Source organism: Phycisphaerales bacterium (assembly GCA_020852515.1).
Lineage (GTDB): Bacteria > Planctomycetota > Phycisphaerae > Phycisphaerales > UBA5793 > UBA5793.
Genome location: JADZAS010000013.1, coordinates 628538 through 646599, shown reverse-complemented (window position 1 = coordinate 646599; position 18062 = coordinate 628538). Strand labels below are relative to the sequence as shown.

13 protein-coding genes are annotated in these 18062 nt (G+C 65.0%); 8 read left to right on the top strand and 5 right to left on the bottom strand.

The features are described 5' to 3' along the window. Positions 1-1515 (bottom strand): PQQ-binding-like beta-propeller repeat protein (locus IT430_08870; protein MCC6908037.1); only part of this gene is annotated, 1515 nt, incomplete at its 3' end. Between the two features lie 318 nt (positions 1516-1833). Here IT430_08870 and IT430_08865 point away from each other — a divergent pair. Both IT430_08865 and IT430_08860 read left to right on the top strand, forming a co-directional pair. Then, positions 1834-4554 (top strand): hypothetical protein, encoded by a 2721-nt coding sequence (locus IT430_08865; GenBank protein MCC6908036.1) that lies wholly within the window; start codon positions 1834-1836, stop codon positions 4552-4554. A gap of 21 nt (positions 4555-4575) precedes the next feature. Then, positions 4576-5292, top strand: a complete 717-nt coding sequence (locus tag IT430_08860; GenBank protein ID MCC6908035.1) for a hypothetical protein — start codon at positions 4576-4578, stop codon at positions 5290-5292. A gap of 104 nt (positions 5293-5396) precedes the next feature. On the opposite strand, the gene IT430_08855 is transcribed toward IT430_08860, so the two are convergent. The 4 genes from IT430_08855 to IT430_08840 all read right to left on the bottom strand — a co-directional run bounded on the left by IT430_08855 (position 5397) and on the right by IT430_08840 (position 9895). Then, positions 5397-6812, bottom strand: a complete 1416-nt coding sequence (locus IT430_08855) for an extracellular solute-binding protein (protein MCC6908034.1) — start codon at positions 6810-6812, stop codon at positions 5397-5399. Between the two features lie 208 nt (positions 6813-7020). Then, the gene (locus IT430_08850; GenBank protein MCC6908033.1) at positions 7021-7881 is read right to left on the bottom strand and encodes a carbohydrate ABC transporter permease; all 861 of its coding nucleotides are present in this window, start codon (positions 7879-7881) and stop codon (positions 7021-7023) included. Beyond that, a complete protein-coding gene (locus IT430_08845) occupies positions 7878-8759 on the bottom strand; it encodes a sugar ABC transporter permease (protein MCC6908032.1) in 882 nt (293 codons plus the stop codon). The genes IT430_08850 and IT430_08845 overlap by 4 nt, the downstream gene beginning before the upstream one ends. Positions 8760-8839: 80 nt before the next feature. After that, positions 8840-9895, bottom strand: coding sequence for a hypothetical protein (locus tag IT430_08840; GenBank protein MCC6908031.1), 1056 nt, complete (start codon positions 9893-9895; stop codon positions 8840-8842). Between the two features lie 465 nt (positions 9896-10360). Here IT430_08840 and IT430_08835 point away from each other — a divergent pair, with 465 nt between their 5' ends. The 6 genes from IT430_08835 (at position 10361) to IT430_08810 (ending at position 18061) form a co-directional block, all read left to right on the top strand. Beyond that, positions 10361-12520, top strand: a complete 2160-nt coding sequence (locus IT430_08835) for a hypothetical protein (protein ID MCC6908030.1) — start codon at positions 10361-10363, stop codon at positions 12518-12520. Then, complete coding sequence (locus IT430_08830; GenBank protein MCC6908029.1) at positions 12511-13728, top strand: glycosyltransferase; 1218 nt, start codon at positions 12511-12513, stop codon at positions 13726-13728. The genes IT430_08835 and IT430_08830 overlap by 10 nt, the downstream gene beginning before the upstream one ends. A 69-nt stretch (positions 13729-13797) precedes the next feature. Further along, on the top strand, positions 13798-15309 hold the full coding sequence (locus IT430_08825) for a B12-binding domain-containing radical SAM protein (protein ID MCC6908028.1): 1512 nt from the start codon (positions 13798-13800) through the stop codon (positions 15307-15309). Positions 15310-15333: 24 nt separating this feature from the next. Next, positions 15334-16128, top strand: a complete 795-nt coding sequence (locus IT430_08820) for a class I SAM-dependent methyltransferase (GenBank protein MCC6908027.1) — start codon at positions 15334-15336, stop codon at positions 16126-16128. Positions 16129-16304: 176 nt separating this feature from the next. Then, positions 16305-16976 carry a class I SAM-dependent methyltransferase gene (locus IT430_08815; GenBank protein MCC6908026.1) on the top strand — a complete coding sequence of 224 codons (672 nt, stop codon included), beginning with the start codon at positions 16305-16307 and terminating at the stop codon, positions 16974-16976. Then, positions 16973-18061 carry a hypothetical protein gene (locus IT430_08810; GenBank protein ID MCC6908025.1) on the top strand — a complete coding sequence of 363 codons (1089 nt, stop codon included), beginning with the start codon at positions 16973-16975 and terminating at the stop codon, positions 18059-18061. Before IT430_08815 ends, IT430_08810 begins: the two co-directional genes overlap by 4 nt. Position 18062: the final 1 nt, after the last annotated feature.

The window sequence follows — 18062 nt, the reverse complement described above, 5'->3', positions numbered from 1 at the left end:
CGGCACAAACGTCGAGCCGAGCCCGCGCAGGCTGTAGACGATGTACTGGTTGACACTGGGCGTGGCGTTGATGATCGTGAACGCGGCGTCGGAGCCGCCCACGAGGTTCTGCACCGTCAGCGCGTACGAGCCGCCGCTGAGAGAGTCGTACTTGATGAGCAGGTAGTTCTTCTCGCCGGTATTGACGTTGACGGTGCCGCCGCCGATGAGCAGGTTCTCCTGCGCATCGAGCACGAGCGAACCGATTCCGTAGCCCTCGTTCTGTGTTGGAGCGAGAACGCCGCGATCAGTTTCGATGCCAGTGCCGGAGTCGAGCACGAACAGCAGCATGTGGCCCGAGTAGGGTGCACTGAGCGACGTGCCGGCGAGGAGCACATTGCCGGCGCTGTCGGCGACGATGTCGCCGGGAATGTCCGAGCAATACAGGCAGTTGGCGCCGTAGGAATGCGACCAGAGTTGCGAGCCGGTGTCAGCGTCGAGTTTGACGGAGTAGAAGTTGTCGTTGGCGTTGCTCCGGTCGCCGTCCGGATCGACGCTCCCGGTGACGTACACGCCACCGCGCCCGTCGATGGAGAAGCCGCGCTGCGCGTTGTGGTAGTCGCGTCCGGCGTAGTTCTCCCACATGATCGCTCCGTCGCCGCCGCGCACGCGGATCGTGCCATAGCGGTCATTGCCTTCGAGGGCCAGGGCGATGCCGCATACGTAGATGTCACTATCGGTGTCGATGATCATCTCGTTGGGAAAGTCATCGCCGCCGAGGCCCCAGTGCGTTTCCCAGATCGTGGCGCCCGTGCCGGCGTTGTACTTGATGAGGACGTAGTCTGCGTGGTTGTTGGCGGCCACGCCGTCGATCATCGCTACGAGGTTGCCATCCGGCGCAAGCGCCAGTTGCTGGAGGTGATCCTGCGAAAACGGGCCGAAGGCGAGCCCGTCCCAGGTCTTCCGCCAACGCAGGTTCCCGGCCGGATTGAAACTGAGAACGTAGACGTCTGAGCCGTCGCCATTCGTGCCTCCGCCGACGTAGACGTTGCCCGCCGCATCCACGGCGATGGATTGGGCATGCTCCGCGTAGAAGGGATCGCTCGTGTACTCGATGCGCTGGAGCAGCGCGCCTGTTGCGCGGTCGTATTTGAGTGCCAGGACCTTGGCGCGACTGTCGGCCGCGGGCGTGTTCCCGCACACCCAGAGCGAGCCGTCGACTCCGATGGTGATGCCGCGCCCCTGGTCGTGCCAGTTGTAGGTGCCGTTGAACGTGCTCGTCCAGAGTTCGGCTCCGTCCGGCCCGAACGCGGTGGTGATGATGTCAACGTTGCTCGATGAGCCGCCGGTGCCGGTCATGTAGGTAACGCCGGCGCTATCGACGACCATGCCGCCAAGGCCGGCGCTGAGCGAGAAACCGATAGGCAGCCGCGAAATCCAGGCGGGTTGGAGATCGGCTTGGGCGCCGGCGGTCCAGGCGAGAAGAAGTGAAGCGGCGCAGGCGAGCGAGAATCGAGAAGTGAATCGAGCAGACATGGCATTCCTCGGTATTGGAAAAAGAAAGCGAATCGATGCGGGCCGGGCGGCACGCCACCTTGGCAACGTGCAACCGCCGTACCGGGTTCGCCGCGCTTGCCGGAAATGTCTTGAAATCAGGGCAACTTTCCCGCCGCGGTTTCGCTGCTCGCCCCGTGAAGACCTGCGGCGAGGATCTCCCGCGGTGGAGGTCGCGCGAGGATGACCAGATCTCAGCGCCCAGTGGTGAAAGGTTTGGCCAGCGGCCGGACGGTTTCGGTTCAGATGCGTGGAGCGACTACGCTTTGCGGCAACTTCCTTGCTGATCGGATCATGCCCGTGTCCCATGCTGCAGATGCAACGCGCCCCCCGCCTGCCGCCGCGCGGATCGACCTGTGCGGCTCTTGCTACATTCGGCCCGATCCCGGCAACGTCGGCCTTGCGGAGATGTGGTGGAGTGAGCCGCTGCTCGAGCCGCCGTGGAAAGCCGTGCAGGTTCCCGCGGCGTGGCAGCGCGACCTGGGCGTGCACTTCCACTCCTTCGCGTGGTATCGGCGCCAGGTGACGCTGCCAGAAGCGTGGAGCTGGACCCGCACACTGCTGCAGTTTGAGGCCGTGGCGACTGAGGCGACGGTGTGGGTGAACGGGCAGCGCATCGGCTCGCACTGCGGCGACTACGTGCCGTTTGAACTCGATCTTTCGAAACACGCCGCCCCCGCCGCGGCGCTGGACATTCTCATCCGCGTCGATGAAAGACCCGGCCACATCACCAAGGGCTTTCACGACATGCTCAGCCTGCACCACGGCGGCATCTGGCAGCCCTTGCGGCTCATCGGCTGCGGTGGCCTGCACGCGCGGCCGGATGGCGTGGCCGTCGTTGCCGACGCGGCGAGCGGGCAGGTGCGCTTCACCATCGAACTCGACGGCCCGGCGGCCAGCGCCGGCGCCGCTCGCGCGCGCATCGGCAGCCAGGCGATCGAGATTCCCGTCGCCGCAGGTGCGACGGAGGTTTCGGGAACGTTGCGCGTGCCCTCGCCGCGCCTGTGGTCGCCGGCTGATCCCGCGATGTATGCGCTGGAGGTCGAACTCATCGACGCCGCCAGGCAGGTCGAGTCGCATCGCGCTGCCTTTGGCTTTCGTGACCTGCACGTCGAGGGCACGCGCATCATTCTCAACGGCTCACCGCTGCACATTCGCGGCGTGCTGCACTGGGGCCACGAGCCGCAGCACATGGCGCCGGCGCCCACGCGCGAGCAAGCCCGCGAAGAGTTCGAAGTGCTGCTGGCGATGGGCTTCAACTGCGTGTGCCTGTGCATGTGGTATCCGCCGCGCTGGTACTTTGACCTTGCTGACGAGATGGGCATGCTCATCTGGCAGGAGCACCCCAACTGGCACGCGCCGATGGATGATGAGCACCTGCCCGAATACCGGCGGCTCTACGAAGCGTTCATGCGCCGCGACCGCAATCACCCGAGTGTGGTCATCGTCAGCGCGACGTGCGAGCATCCGTGTTTCCATCCGGAGCTGGCGAAGTGGTGGTGGGAGACGGCGCGGGCCATGCTGCCAGGCGCACTGCTTCAGGTGCAGACGGCCAGCTTTGCATGGGCGGACCACGAGCGCACCGACCTGCATGATGAACACACCTACGACAACAACAACCGCTGGGTGAATTACCTTGCCGATCTGCAGGACACGCTGGCGACGATGGCGATCAAGCCGTTTGTCATGGGCGAGACCATCGCGTTTTCGTCCTGGCCGGACTTCGAGGCGCTGGCGCAGCGCCTCGGCGGCGAGCGGCCGTGGTGGCTGCCCGGGATGTTCGAAAGCGGCCGGCAATCCGAGCGCGCGCTGCGGCATCGCTACGGCGCCGAGACTGTCGAACGATTCCGCATGCAGAGCGATCGGCATCACCTGCTGGGCCGCAAGTTCCAGATCGAACGGTTCCGCGAGTACCCGAATCATGGCGGAATCGTGATGAACCACCTGCGCGACGTCGCGGTGTGCATGTGCGGCTTCAAAGATGATCTCGATCGCTGGCGCTTCACGCCGGGGCAGATGCGCGGCTGGCTCGCCGATGCGCCGCTTATCCTGCGCACCCCCGAGCACCGGCGGTCGTTTGTTGCCGGTACGAGCGAACGTGTCGAGGTGCTGCTGTCGAACTTCGGCGGCGCGGCGTTCGATGGCGAGGTCATACTTTCGTTGGACGGCCGCGAAGTCGGTGCCGCGAACCTGCGCTGCCCACAGGGTGAGGTGGCGACGGCGGCGATCGACGTGCAGTGGCCGGGTGAGGCGGATCGGCCACGTCGCGTGCGCGTCGAAGCGAGGGCCCAGGGGCTGCAGCCAAACGTCTGGGATGTGTGGATAGTGCCGCCTGCTGCCGCGGCGCCGACCGGCGTTTACCGACTCGACGGCCCGCCGTTTGCCGCTGAAGACGCCCAGCCGGATGTGCTCGAACGAGGCTACTCGCGCGGCTTTGGACTGCCGGTAAAGCGATGGGTGAATCGCCTGCCCGATCCCGCGCGGCTCATGCCTGAGCTGCGGCCGTGGCGCCATGATCGACCGATTCCAACCGATGCGCAGACGATCCTCACGCACAAGCTCACCGCGCCGCTGCTGGACTTTCTGCATGCCGGCGGTCGAGTAGTGCTGCTCGCCTCAAAGACGCGCGGCGGACTCGGTACGAATTACGAGTGGCTCTTTGGTCAATGTCCGTTGGTCATCGAGGAGTCGCCGCTGTCGAAGGGCGACAGCGAGTGGATCGTCGATCTGCTCGGCATGGACCTGACGCGCACGTACGCCCGACTCATTCCCGTCGAGGGTCTTGGCCTGGTCGAGTTCATCGATCCGCTCGTGCGCTGCGTGTACACGCACGACCAGCGCCGGCCGCGCGTGTTTGACATGCTCTTTCACACGCGCGTCGGCAAGGGAGTCCTGACGGTGAGCAGTCTCGACCACAGCGACCCGGCGGGGCGGTATCTGCTTGAGCGACTGATCGGGGCGAGCCACACATCGTGCGCGAGCACACTCGACGTCAGCTATCTCCGCCGCTTGTTAGAGTGAGGGCAACTCATGATGCGTCCGGTGATCATCACCATCAGTTGGCCAGTCGATCCAATGCCATTGCGATTCTGCATTCCTGCGGCAATGCTACTCACATTTACCGGCGGCGCTGTATGGGCTGCGATCGTGGTAGTGGAGAGCACTGTTCCCCTGTCTGTTATAGCAGGCATCTCCGCGGTCCTGGCCGCGCTCTTTGTTTGGCTCGCTTTGCGTTCTCGACGGCATGCACTGAACGAAAGAGCGCGGGTCGGCATTGTGGGAGACGGCCAAGATGCCGTGTCTCGCGCCGTCGAAGACTACCTGGTGGTTCATCGGATCTTCCAACTCGGTGGTCTCGCACCTCATCGGCGGCGGTTGAATTGGTCCGAGTTCAGTCAGTGGATGGAGTCGCGTGGACTCGACTGTCCAGCAACGGTTCTTGACAGTGCGATCGCGTCCAGGCTGTCATCTGAAACTCATTTGATCGAGCATTTTCTCGAACCCGAGGACCTGGGTGCGGTTGACATGACATCAGTGCCTCTTATCGCGTCGATGGGGGCGCTGGATGATCAGCGCGGACGTCGTTGGATCGCCGGTGAGGCAACGTTGTTCGTGCAAGGATACGGAGGGGGGTTGCCGGCCATGGTAGTGACAGGACCAGCGGGAAGACTGAGATTGCCCCCCCATTTTGCAACGCCACACCTGCTCGCTGCCTTGTGGCAGCGATGGAATCATCCGCATCCGCGACCGGAGTTGTGATTGGGCGATGAATAACCAGTCCGAAGCGGGAGCGAGGTTTCCGATCTTCTCGCAGAGCGCAGTCCAAACCTCGCTGGCGCTTCGGCCTGGTGGCGTGTCGTAGTTCACTTGCGCACGATCGCCGGCAAGCCCTTGGCCGCGCGATCACGATCAATGATCGCGTGCACATCCGCGGCGGCCTTGTCGAGGGCCGCCTGCGGATCAACACCATCGCGCACGGCCGACACCAGCGCGTTGGTGATCGCGCTCTGCAGGTCCATCTGGTAGCGCGAAGCCTCGACGAACCCCGGGCGATCGCCCGTTTGAGGATCCGGCGTGATCGCGTATTCCAGCCACCGGGCCCGCAGAGGATACTGCTCGCGACTCATCGGCGGCACGCGGACCACACCATCCTCCGTCACCAGACCCGGCGTTGAGCGAAACACCTCGGACTGCACGACACTGATCCGCGCCGGCGGCGCCACGCGCAGCGCGTCCCAGTAGCGCAGCGACTGCTGCTCGCTGGTCATCCACTTGATCATCTCCCACGCCTTGCGCGGGCTTTCGCTGTGGCTGCTGATGGCCCACAGCACGCTGCCGCTGACCACGGCCCGCTCCCTGCCATGCGGCAGCGGCGCGACGGCGTAATCGAGATCCGGGTTGTCCAGTTCGAGATTTGGCGCCCGCCACGAGCCGTCGAGCAGCATCGCCAGCGAGCCGATCTTGAAGAGCTGCGCCGGGCTCGCCGCCGAGTCGGCCAAACCGATGGCCTTGATCGGCGCGTCTTCAGGAATGATGGAGACGAGATACGTCAGTGCCTCGACACCCTCGGTTGAGTTGATGATCGTCGTCGTGCCGGCCTGGTCCCAGCACGTGCCGCCGGCCTGGTGGAGGAACGCCATGAACGGCCAGGCCCAGAGGTCGAACATGATGCCGTACTGCACGGTGCGGCGGCGATCGTCCTTTGTTGTCAGCAATCGCGCGGCTCGCGCGAGATCGTCCCACGTCCACTCGCTGGTGGGATAGTCGATCGGCTCATCAGGATGTGCGTCGTTCCATGCGTCGAAGATCGTTCGGTTGTAGTAGAGGCCGTACTGCGCGTTGTCGGATGGCAGGGCGTAGATCTCGCCGCCGAGTTGCAGTTGCCGCCAGATCTGCGGGAAGTAGTCGGCGATCTCGGCTTCGCTCAGGCCGACTTGCGGATCGGTGATGAACTGGTTGAGCGGCGTGAGCATGCCCTTGTCGACGAAGGCGTGGTAGTAGTCGATGCCGACGCGCATGACATCGGCGCCGCGCTGCTGCACGTGCCAGGCGTTGTACTTTTCGACGATCTGGGTCTGGCGCTGGTAGTTGATCTTCCAGCCGGGATGGAGATCTTCGAAGCCGCGCGCGTAGCCATCGCGAAAGAGGCGGTCTTCGAAAGGCATGCCCCAGACCGCCATGGTGAGCGTCTCGCTCTGCACCGGCAGCGCCGCGGGGGGAATGAGCACCACCAGCGTGCTGATGATGATCGCGAGGATAAGGGCGATGGAGAGTTTCATTTCATTGGCGCAGTCGGAAGGCCAGCGGTTAGCACAAAGACAGAAAGTCACAAAGGCACAAAGGCATGAAGACGCAAGAGGCATCGCGGCATCAAGGCATCAAGGCGTTGAGGTGTTGAGGTGTTGGCTTGAATCGTATTTCTCTTGTGTTTCTTTGTGCCTTCGACGTCCTTGTGTTGAATGTTCGTCGTTCATTCTCGCTGCGGCATCAGCCCTTGATGCCTGTGAGTGTGATGCCTTCGACGAAGGCGCGCTGGAAGAGCAGAAACACCAGAATCAGCGGCACGGTGATAATCGTCGCCGCGGCCATCTGCACCGGCCACGAGTCGGTGTAGTACTGGCTCGACAGCGACGCCACGGCCAGCGGCAGCGTCGCCATGTCGTTGCTGTCGATCACGATCAGCGGCCAAAAGAACGAGTTCCACGAGGCGATGAACGTGAAGATCGCCAGGGCCGCCACGGCCGGCTTGATCGACGGCACGATGATGTACACGAAGATCTCAAAATCGCTGAAGCCGTCGATGCGACCGGCGTCGAGCAGGTCATCGGGCACCGAGGTGATCGCCTGCCGCATGTAGAAGATGCCGAAGGCGCTGGCGAGGAAGGGCACGATAAGCGCCTGGTAGTTGTCCACGTAGCCCAGCCAGCCGCAGATGACGTAGGCGAAGATGAACGACACCTGCACGGGCAGCATCATGACCAGCAGCAGCACGGTGAACGTGACCTTTCGGCCGGTAAAGCGCATCTTGGCCAGCGCGAAGCCCGCCAGCGCGTTGTGCACGCCGGCCAGCAGCGTCACCACGATCGCCACGACCGCGCTGTTGATGTAGTAGCGCCCGAGGTTGGCCGTCTCCCACGCCTGGCTGTAGTTGGCCCATTGCCACTGCCACGGCCAGCCCGGCGGCAGCAGCGTCGGCGTCGAACTGATCGCCTCGCCGCGCGTCTTGAGCGACGTGGCGATCATCCACGCGAAGGGAATGAGCATGGTCAGCGCGATGGCGTAGACGGCCGCATGAATGAGCCATCGGCTCAGCGCAGGTGGTCGCAGGATGGCGTGCCGCTCGCTCATGCGCCCGCCTCCGCGCCGCCCAGCGAGCGCCACTGGATGGCGGTGATGATGATGGTGAGCAGCAGGATGATCACCCCGAGGGCTGACGAGTAACCGAGCCGGTTGAGCGTGAACTCGCGGTAGAGATAGAGGTTGAGCACATCGGTCCAGCCGGTGGCGCTGGTGCCGATCATGACGAGCACGATGTCAAAGACCTGCAGCGCGCCGATCATCCCGGTGATGAGCAGGAAGAAGGTCATCGGCCGCACGCCGGGCCAGGTGATGTGCCAGAGCGTCTGCCACGACGTGGCGCCGTCCACGGCGGCGGCGTCGTACATCGAGCGAGGCACGCCGCCCAGCGCCGCGAGGTAGAGCACCACCGCAAAGCCCAGGCTGCGCCAGATCGACACGCCCATGATGGTGACCAGGCCCCACGGCCCGTGGCCGAGCCAGTCGGGCAAACCGCTGCGCTCCAGGCCGAACCACTCGAGGGCGTGGTTGAGCAGCCCGGCTGGCGAAGGGTCGAGCACCCAGCGCCAGATGAATCCGATCGCCACGATCGAGACGATGGTGGGGATGAACAGCACGGTGCGCAGCGTCGTGCGACCGCGAAACCACTCGGCGTTGAGGGCCGCGGCAATGAGAAACGCCCCGCCCGTCGTGATCGGCACCGTCACCAGCGCGAAGATGAGCGTATTGCGTAGAGCCGGAGCAAACGGGCCCGACGCGGCCAGGGCGCGGTAGTTCTCCATGCCGATGAAGCGGGGCGAGCCGCCGCCGGACCACTCGAAAAACGACAGCACGATCCCGGCGAGCGAAGGCAGCGCGACGAACAGGGCGATGATCGCCAGCGGAAAGGCAAGAAAGGCCCACGCGTTGCGCGACTGGCTGCGGTTCATCGGTTCGTTGTTGTAGCCATTGGAAAAGCCCAGGCAAGGCTGCCTGGGCTTCGAGTGGACCAAACGCGTTGCACGCGACGTTACGGAATCTGCGCCACGTTGCTCGTGTTGCACGATCCGGACTCGACGAGTTGCAGGTAGTGCCCGCAGGCGGAGGTGCCGGCCTGACCGTTGACGCTGCCCGAGCCGTTGCCGGTGCCGACGGTGTTGACTAGCCGCACGTTGCCGGCGATGCCGAGCATGGTTCCCGCACACGGGCCGCCGGGGATGATGGTGCTGCCCAGGTTATTGCCGAAGACGATTCCCTGCTGGCGGCTGGGCGTGGCGTTGCTCCAGGAAACGGTCAGCGTACCCGGGCACGCGCCGGAAATGCGCAGCGTGTAGCGCGGCTGACCGCCGCCCGCCTGGAACTCAGCGCCGAGGATGTTGGGCGCGATTCCCGGGATCGCCAGCGTCTGAAGCGCGGCACCGCTGGTGGAATACTGATAGATCCTGCCGGCGTCACCAAATGCCCCTGTCAGCCAGAGCGTGTCGTCGGCGGGATCCCAAGCGATGCCGTAGCCGCCACCGCCCTGGAGCGACACCGGGAACTCCGACAGCAGGTTGCCGTTGAGGTCGAACTGCTGCACGCGGTCACTGCCGCCGATGTTGTTGCTGATCCAGAGACTGTTGCGGCTCGAGTCATAGGTGATGCCGCTGCTTCGATTGACGGGTACGAAAAGCACCTGGAGATTCTGCCAGTCGGCGTCGCCCTGCACGACGGCAAAGTTGGTGTTGAAGTCGTTGTGGGCGATGCTCCAGTTGTGCACGCCGTCGGTCGCGCCGTCATAGAGGCTGGAGTACGATGGGTTGGTGTAGGTTCCCGAGAGCGGTGCGCCGTTGAGGTCATACTCCCGGCCGATGGCGCCTGCGTCCTGACCAATGCACTTGACGCTGCTCTGGACGACGAGGCCGGGGCCATCGGAGGTCGAGGAGCGGTTGAACTGGCGAACGATGGCGCCGTTCTGAACGACGAATGTCTGCGGCGTATCCCAACTGGTCAGGTAGAGTTCGCTGGTCTGCCCCAGCGCGGCTCCCGAGGTTGCGGCTGCGGCAAGCAACGGAATGATGAACGCTTTGCTGATTGGCCTGGTCATGTTCTTTCTTCCTCTTCTCGTTGAATGAAACTGGCCCCGGGGGTCAGCCCGGGCGCTGGTCACGCTGTAATTGTGCGCTCAGAAAGAGCGGTATCAAGGGCTGGCAAGGCAATTGCGCAAATGGCGGCGGTCGAGAGAATCGGGGAATCCGCCCCTGCGAATGGGGCTTGCAATCGGGCCCGGCTTGTGGTACATTGACGGATTAGCCTGCAGGAGCCACGTCGGCGAGCCAGCCGAGCGCGCAGCTTCGCCGCGCGGATCGTGCATCTGCAGGGGGCGATCACGGGCGGCAATCCACACCTGACCAACAAGGTTTCGGTGCGGATCCAGCCGTAGGGTTGGCCACGTCTCATCAGACACACGCAAGACCTGCGCAGGCGCGCGGGCCTTCTTTCTTTTCTGGTTCGCATCCGGCTGGTTGCCCGATAACCGGCTGTGTAGACGCGGAATTGAGGATGAGGAGCGGTGATCTCAGACTCGGACAAACCTGGCGAACGCGCGCTCCAACCCGGTTTGCTCAGCCGGAATCTCGCGGCGATTCAGCGCCGCCATCCGGCGCTGCATCGGCTCCTTGCGTCCTTTGCCGGCGCGACGTCTACCGCGCGGCCGGCACTGACAGCCGGAGGCGAGGCGACGATTGTCCAAGCCGCCGCGGGGTGCGAACCGGTTGTCCTTTCCCCGGGCGGTCAGCCGAGCGCGGCGGCTGCGGCGATCATCGACGCCCTCGCTGACGACCTCAAGCGCGGCCGGTGCCTGGCGCTGTGCGGCGTGGGAGACGGGTACGTGCTTACCCGCCTCGCAGCCGAGCCGGCTCAACTTGTGCTTGGCCAGCAGCAATGCGTTCACATCATTGAGCCGCATCCAGATGTGCTTCTCGCGACGCTGATGATTCACGACTGGACCGGCTCAACAGGGCCGATCGAGGATCCTCGCTTCCAGTGGTGGGTTGGGCGGGACTGGGCTTCGGCGCTGCATGCAGCGCTCGAAGCCGACGCCTATCTGCCGCTGCCCGAGCGGCCGGTGCAGCAGGGAGTGGCGGCGGAGGAGTCTGTCGCGGCTTTGCGCCAGATCATCGAGATGATCCAGCACGGTGAACAGCGCCTCGCCGACCGGGCCATGCGCCTCTACGCGCGAGTCGTCTGCGGTCAGATCGCGTCGATGTTCGGAGACAGTCCTCCGCGTCAGCCCCGCGTGCTGCTGCTGACGACGCGCTTCTCGACCGTCCTGCAGCATTCCACGCGTGATCTCGCGGCCGCGTTCGAGCAACTGGGCTGGGCGACGCGAATTCCAATCGAACCCACTGCCTATCACCGCAATTCGCGGCGCAATCTGCTGCGACATCTCGCGGACTTCCAGCCCGATCTCGTCGTGCAGATCGACCATCTTCGCCACGAACATCGCGGTGCATTCCCGCCCCAGTTGCCCTTCGTCTGCTGGATCCAGGACGATCTGCCCAACCTCATGAAGCGCGACGCCGGCGCGGCGATCGGCCCGCGCGACTTTGTCCTCACCACCACCGCCGCGGTCTACGAGCACGACTACGGCTATCCCGCGCGGCAGTGCATCTACATGCCCAAGGCCACGCGCCTGCCCGACCTCGACGCCATCCCGACGCGGCAAGCGGACGACGTCGTCTACGTCTCCAACGCTTCGGCGACGGCCGGCGCGCTGGCGGATGAACTCGTCGCCGAGTGCGGCAGCCAGCCCGAACTGGCCCGGCTGGTCCGCGCCTGCTGCGAGGCGATCGCGGCGTGTTACGCGCGCGGCCAGAGCCTGTGCACCGTCGGCGAAGTGGATGCGATCGTTCGCGGCTGCGCGGCGGAGATGGCACTGGACCTGGCGGGCGGCGTCGGACCGGCGCGGCTGGCGATGCGCCTGTTCGCCTCGGTCAACAACGCGCTCTATCGCCAGCAGGCAATGGGATGGGCCGCCGCGGCGTGCGCGCGGCTGGGGCTGAGCCTGGGTCTCTACGGCGCCGGCTGGGAAAATCATCCGACGCTGGGCCCCTTCGCGCGCGGGCCCGTGCAGTACGGGAGCGATCTCCAATCGCTCACGCGCAGCGCGATGATCAACCTGCAGGTCGTGCCCTACATGTTCCTGCATCAGCGGTGGCTCGACGGCATTGCCGCGGGCGGGTTCTTTCTCGTGCGAGCGCATCCGATGGACACGCTGGCGCCGAAGATTGCAACGTTCATCGAGGAGCATCTCGACGAGTCGATTGAAACAGCCGCCCAGGCCGAGGCGGCCCTGCGGGGTGAGGCGCAACAGCAGTGGCGCGAGTTGCTCGACCGCCGTCGGCGCTACGACGACCATCGCGGCACGGACCCCGTGGCGCTCTACCGCGCCCACCGGCGCGAAGGGCGCGATTACATCTACGAATCTCCCGCGGATCTCGATCAGGTTCGCTTCGCCGACGGCGGGCAACTCGATGCATTCCTCGAACGGTTCGCAGGCGATGAATCGGCGCGCCGTGCGATCGCGCAGAGGCAGCGACGCTACGTCGAGCAGCACCTGACCTATTCGGCCGGGCTCAGCCGCGTGCTGCGGCGGATCCACGCGCTGCTGCAGGAAGAAGCGGGCCGCGAGATTCCCCGGGCGAAAAGAGAGACGGCGCCATGCGCCTGAGCGTCGTCATCGTCACGTGCAACCGCCGCGCCGCTCTGCGTCACACGCTGGACCAGTTGGCTCAGAACCCGTCGCTTCCGCACGGCTCGATGGAAGTGATCGTCGTGGACAACGGCTCGACGGACGGCACGCGCCAAGAGGCGAGCCGCGATGATCTCGACATCACCTGCATCACCCGGACGCGCAACGAAGGCGTCTGGGCGCGCAACCACGCCTTCGAGGTCGCCAAAGGTCAGTACATTCTGCTCATTGATGATGACAGTTATCCGATCGGCGACGCGGCGACGCGCAGCATGGCCCATCTCGATCGCGAGCAGTGCGTCGGGGCGGTGGTGGGGCGGGTCGTGCTGCCCGATGGGCGGCTCGAGGCCAGCGCCTTGCCAACCGTGGTCGCCAACGGCGCGGTCGTGCTGCGCAAAGCGGTCATCGACGAGGTCGGCGGCTTTCCGACCGACTTCTTCCGCCAGGCCGAGGAGTACGACCTGAGTTTGCGCATCTGGAACGCGGGCTGGCGGATCGACCGCTTCGAAGACCTGATCTTTCGGCACGACAAGGTCGCCGGCAATCGGGCGTCAGCTCTCATCCATCGCCTGGACATGCGCAACAACCTCGTGGTGGTCGATCGGTATATCCCCGCGCCCTGGCGGCGGGCGATCCGAGCGGACTGGGCGCAGCGGTACACCGCGCTGGCCCGGCACGCCCGCTGTTCACTTGCAGCGCTGGCGGGGCGGGCGGGGGCGAGGTGGCAGTCGGTGCGCGATCTGCGGGACCGTCGCCAGCCGCTGAGCCCGGCCGCGTTCGAGTCTGCGTTCGGCTTCGACGGGCAGGCCCGGCGCATCGCCGAATGGGCACGGGGTCATCGCGTGCGCCGCGTCGTCATCGCCGATTGCGCCAAGAACCTGCTGGCCACCTGGCGCGGCTGCCGGGAGGCGGGTTTGACCATTCTGGCCATTGCCGATGATCACCCGGCCTTTGCCGACATCACGTATCGGGGCCTGCGCGTCGTGGATACCTCGCGCGCGGCGGCCCTGGAGCCCGACGGCGTGGTGTTGGCCAATGTCAACCCCGCACAGGTGCAGCGCCGCGCTGATGAACTCTCCGGTCGCTTCGACGGGCCGATCCTCACCCTCTGGCAGCCGCAGCTGCTCAACGCCGCGGCGGAATCCAGCCCCGATCAACCGGGTTTGTTCAGGTCCGACGCCGCGTGATCCGATAAAAGCACGGCGAGGCTGCTTTGGCCTGCGCTGATCCTGCGCCCGGACCGCGGAGAGTCGTCGATGACCCGAGTCATGCTCGTCCAGCCCTGGAACTACCACGACGAAGGCGTGCGCGATCACGACCTGTCGCGGCAGTGGCGCAACGGGCCGTATTCGCTGCTCCTGCTGGCGACGCAGTTGCGCAAGCACGGCCACGACGTGCGCATCGTGGACATGATTCGCGATCTCGTCGTCTGCCGCGGGCAGGTCGATGCCTGCCTCAACAACCTCAGGACGCAGATCCACGAGTTCAAGCCCGACATGATCGGCTTCGGGTTCTTTTCGATTCACTACTTTGAGGTGAAGAAGGCGGTCGCGGCGGCGCGGGCCGCGTGCGCGGAGATCGGTCTCAAGCCGCTGTTCATCGCCGGGGGCATTCACGCTTCGACCGAGCCGCAGAAGACGATCAGCGAACTCGGCTTCGACTACTCGTTCAAGGGCGAGGCGGACCTGGGCATCGTCGAACTCGCCGACGGGGCAGCGCCCATCACCGTGCGCGGCGTGGTGGGCAAGACCTCGCTCATGCCCTCGGCCGGCGATGAGGTCAAGCCCCTCGATGACCTGCCGTTCCCCGACTGGTCGCTGTGCGACTATCAGTTTTACGCGCACCCGACGTACGCGCGCATGAGCATCCGCAAGACGAGCAGCCTGGACATGATCATGGGACGAGGCTGCGTCTACAAATGCGCCTTCTGCGCCTACAACGCGCTCTCGGCGGTGCGCTTCTACAGCGCCGAGTATCTCGTCGAGCAGATGGAGTACATGCACAAAGAATTCGGCAACACCGCCGTGTACTTCACCGACTCGACAATCGGCAACAACCGCAAGCTCATCCGCGCCATGTGCGAACTGATGCTGCAGCGCGGCACGCACAAGCGCGTCGAGTGGTACGCCAACATCCGGCCCAACCAGGTCAGCGAAGAGTCGCTCAAACTCATGTGGGCCGCCGGCTGCCGGTACCTTTTCTATGGTTTCGAGTCCGGCAGTCAGCGCGTGCTCGATCTCATGGTCAAGAAGTGCCCGGTCGAGGCAAACTACGAAGCTGCTGAGTTGCACAACAGGTTGCAGTTTCCCTATCACGCGAGCATGCTGCTGGGATACCCCGGCGAGCGCGAGGAAGACATTGAGGCGTCGTTTGACTTTCTTCGCCGCACCCAGCCGCCGAGCATCGGCGTGAACTGGTACGTGCCGCTGCCGGGCAGCCCGGACTATGACAAGCTGCGCGCCGAGGGCGTGATCAATACGGATGATCCGCAGGAGTGGCGGCGCATCGGCGAAGTGAACAACTGCCGCGTGTATGCGGACGTGCCTGAGGAGAAGTTCCGGCAACTCTTCAAGCAGATGGAGCGGCTGGCGTACGTGGAGATCGCCCGCTCGCCGTCGCGCGCGGCGTGGGGGTGCATCAGCCCGCCGCAGAGCGAGGCGACCCAGCCGGAAGAGCGCGCGAGCCAGTCCGCCGAGGCGCTCGTCGAAGCCGCCCGTAGCCGGGCGACGTATGGCACGACGCCGGTCGAACTGAAGCAGAGTGCATAAGCCGATCAGCATGGAGGCTGATTCATGATCACCAGAGCCGATGGAGCCGTCTTTCAGGATCGCGACGCCCCGCACCGCTGGAATCCGCGCGACAAACAATCGCTCGAGGCATTGCGCAACAAGTGGCAGACGGTGCCCGCCGCAGCCGACGGGCGCGTGAGCACTGCCGACCTGGCCTCGATGACGGATTCCCAACTTATTCGCTACTGGCAGCAGCAGGTGCAGGTGAGCACGACGGGCGACAACCACTCCGTGCGCGGCTGGTACCACGAACTCTACAAAGACGTCCTCCGCGGCAAGCGCGTGCTCGACGTCGGCGCCGGCATGGGCATCGACGGCCTGACGTTCGCGCAGCACGGCGCGGAAATGACGCTGCTGGACATCGTCCCTTCCAACGTGGCCAACACGAAGCGGCTCGCACGCCTGCTGGGAGTGTCGAATTGCCAGTCATTCCTGATGGAAGACCTCGATTCGCTCAAAGCCCTGCCGCGCCACTTTGACGTCATCTGGTGCCAGGGCTCGCTCATCAACGCGCCGTTTGATTTCATTCGCGCTGAAGTGGGGGCGCTGCTCGAGCATCTGCCCATCGGCGGCCGCTGGATCGAATTGGCGTATCCGAAGCAGCGCTGGGAGCGCGAAGGACGGTTGCCGTTCGAGCAGTGGGGTGAGAAGACGGACGGCGAGGGCACGCCGTGGGTCGAGTGGTACGACATGGAGAAGTTGGCAGCCGCCCTGGCGCCGGCTCAGTTCGAAGTCGTGCTCGCGTTCGATTTCCACAACGATGATTTCAACTGGTTCGATCTCGTGCGGCGAGCGTGAGTGCAGCAGCAAGAGCGATGAAGACCGCACAAGCCAAACCACAAGCACATGGCGACGATCGTTCGAGATCGCTTGCGCCATCGCAGCCCGTCGATCGGCTGCATGAGCGTCTGCAGTTCCCGGTGGCGTTTGCTCCGACATCCCAGAGTCGAACGCGTTCCTTGCACGAGTGGCGCATGGAGGAGAATGACGAGCCGATCCTGCGGTATCTCTACCGCCACGCGCGGCCTCGCCGGCACCTTGAGTTTGGCACGTGGGAGGGGCGCAGCGCGCTGGCGTGTCTACAGGAGTGCGAGGCCACCGTGTGGACCATCAACCTGCGCGAGGGAGAGGCGGACGAGCAGGGACGCTGGGCGTACGACGCCTGGCTGGACGAATCGGGCATCGCGCGAGATGAATCGCTCGTCACCCGCACCGCGCGCAACGGCCGCACGGTCGTCCGCACCGATGCGCTCGGCGCCATCGGCCACCTCGTGCACGAAGCGGGTCTCGGCCATCGCCTGTGCCAGGTCTATTGTGACAGCCGGCAATGGGACGCTTCGAACCTTCCCGACGGCTTCTTCGACAGCGCGCTCATCGACGGCGGGCACACGGCGGAAGTCGTGACCAGCGACACGCTCAACGCGCTGCGGCTCGTCCGCTCCGGCGGCCTGCTGCTCTGGCACGATTACTGCCCCGATCCCCTGGCGCAGGAGACGTGCGCGTCGATTTGCGGCGTGGTCGAAGCGATCAGCCGACTCGCACCGGCGATCAGGCGGAATTGCAGCGACTGGTTCTGGATCGAACCGAGCTGGATCCTGCTGGCAGTGCGCAACGATCGACCGTTTGACGCAGGAGAGGTTCGATGAGCGCTGATCGGTCGAGCCCGTATCTCAGCATTGTCGCCACGGCGCGCAACGACAATCACGGTGGGGATCTGCTGCGGCGCATGCAACTGTTCGTCGATGGCCTGCTCGCGCAGTGCGAGCGCTATCGCCTGCCGAGCGAACTCATTCTCGTGGAGTGGAATCCGCCGGTGGATCGACCGCGCCTCGTAGAAGCGCTCGACTGGTCGCGGCAAAGTGCGCACACCGACGTGCGGATCATCGAGGTTCCGCCGGCGCTGCATCGAACGTACGAGCATGCCGAGCAGCTGCCGCTCTTTCAGATGATCGGCAAGAACGTCGGCATCCGCCGGGCCCGCGGCTCGTTCGTGCTGGCTACCAACATCGACATTCTCCTATCCAACGAACTCGTCGCCCACATCGCGCAGCAGCAGTTGCGCCACGATCGGATGTACCGCCTTGACCGCTGGGATGTCGATCCGAACGTGCCGGTGCACGCGAGTGTTGATGAGAGGCTGGCGTGGTGCCGAGCGCACTGCATCCGCCTCGAAGCGCGCGATGGAACGCGCGATCTGAGATCCGGGCAGTTCCACCGCATCTATTGGGAGCCGACGTGGCGCGTGCGGCTGCTCGAAGCCCTGCAGGACTGGGGCGCCGTGCCGACGGTCACGCGCAAGCGGCTGCATCTCAACGCGTGCGGTGACTTCACCCTGATGCACCGGCAGCGATGGTTCGACGTGCGCGGCTACGCCGAACTGCAGATCTATTCGATGCACCTCGATTCGGTGCTGTGCACCGCGGCTCACTTTGCCGGCGCCTGCGAACACGTCTGGCGCGATCCGCTGAGCATGTTTCACATCGAGCACGGCACGGGGTCCGGTTTCACGCCCGAAGGCCAGGCGGCGCTCGACGCGCGACTGGCCAGGGCGGGCATTCCCCAGCTCAGCCACGCCGAGTTTCACAAGTGGGCCATCGAGATGCGCCGCACGGGCAAGCCAATCATCCTCAACGACGCCAACTGGGGTCTGCTCAACGAGCGCTTGCCGGAGGTTTCGCCCGGCCGCGCCGGCGCTGCGCCCCACTCCGCCAGGTCTCTGACCGCCGCCTGAA

Bases quoted from the DNA above. Each gene is read 5' to 3' on its own strand.
- IT430_08840 (MCC6908031.1), bottom strand. From the start codon at position 9,895: ATGACCAGGCCAATCAGCAAAGCGTTCATCATTCCGTTGCTTGCCGCA.
- IT430_08830 (MCC6908029.1), top strand. From the start codon at position 12,511: ATGCGCCTGAGCGTCGTCATCGTCACGTGCAACCGCCGCGCCGCTCTG.
- IT430_08810 (MCC6908025.1), top strand. From the start codon at position 16,973: ATGAGCGCTGATCGGTCGAGCCCGTATCTCAGCATTGTCGCCACGGCG.
- IT430_08820 (MCC6908027.1), top strand. From the start codon at position 15,334: ATGATCACCAGAGCCGATGGAGCCGTCTTTCAGGATCGCGACGCCCCG.
- IT430_08845 (MCC6908032.1), bottom strand. From the start codon at position 8,759: ATGAACCGCAGCCAGTCGCGCAACGCGTGGGCCTTTCTTGCCTTTCCG.
- IT430_08825 (MCC6908028.1), top strand. From the start codon at position 13,798: ATGACCCGAGTCATGCTCGTCCAGCCCTGGAACTACCACGACGAAGGC.
- IT430_08815 (MCC6908026.1), top strand. From the start codon at position 16,305: ATGGAGGAGAATGACGAGCCGATCCTGCGGTATCTCTACCGCCACGCG.
- IT430_08855 (MCC6908034.1), bottom strand. From the start codon at position 6,812: ATGAAACTCTCCATCGCCCTTATCCTCGCGATCATCATCAGCACGCTG.
- IT430_08850 (MCC6908033.1), bottom strand. From the start codon at position 7,881: ATGAGCGAGCGGCACGCCATCCTGCGACCACCTGCGCTGAGCCGATGG.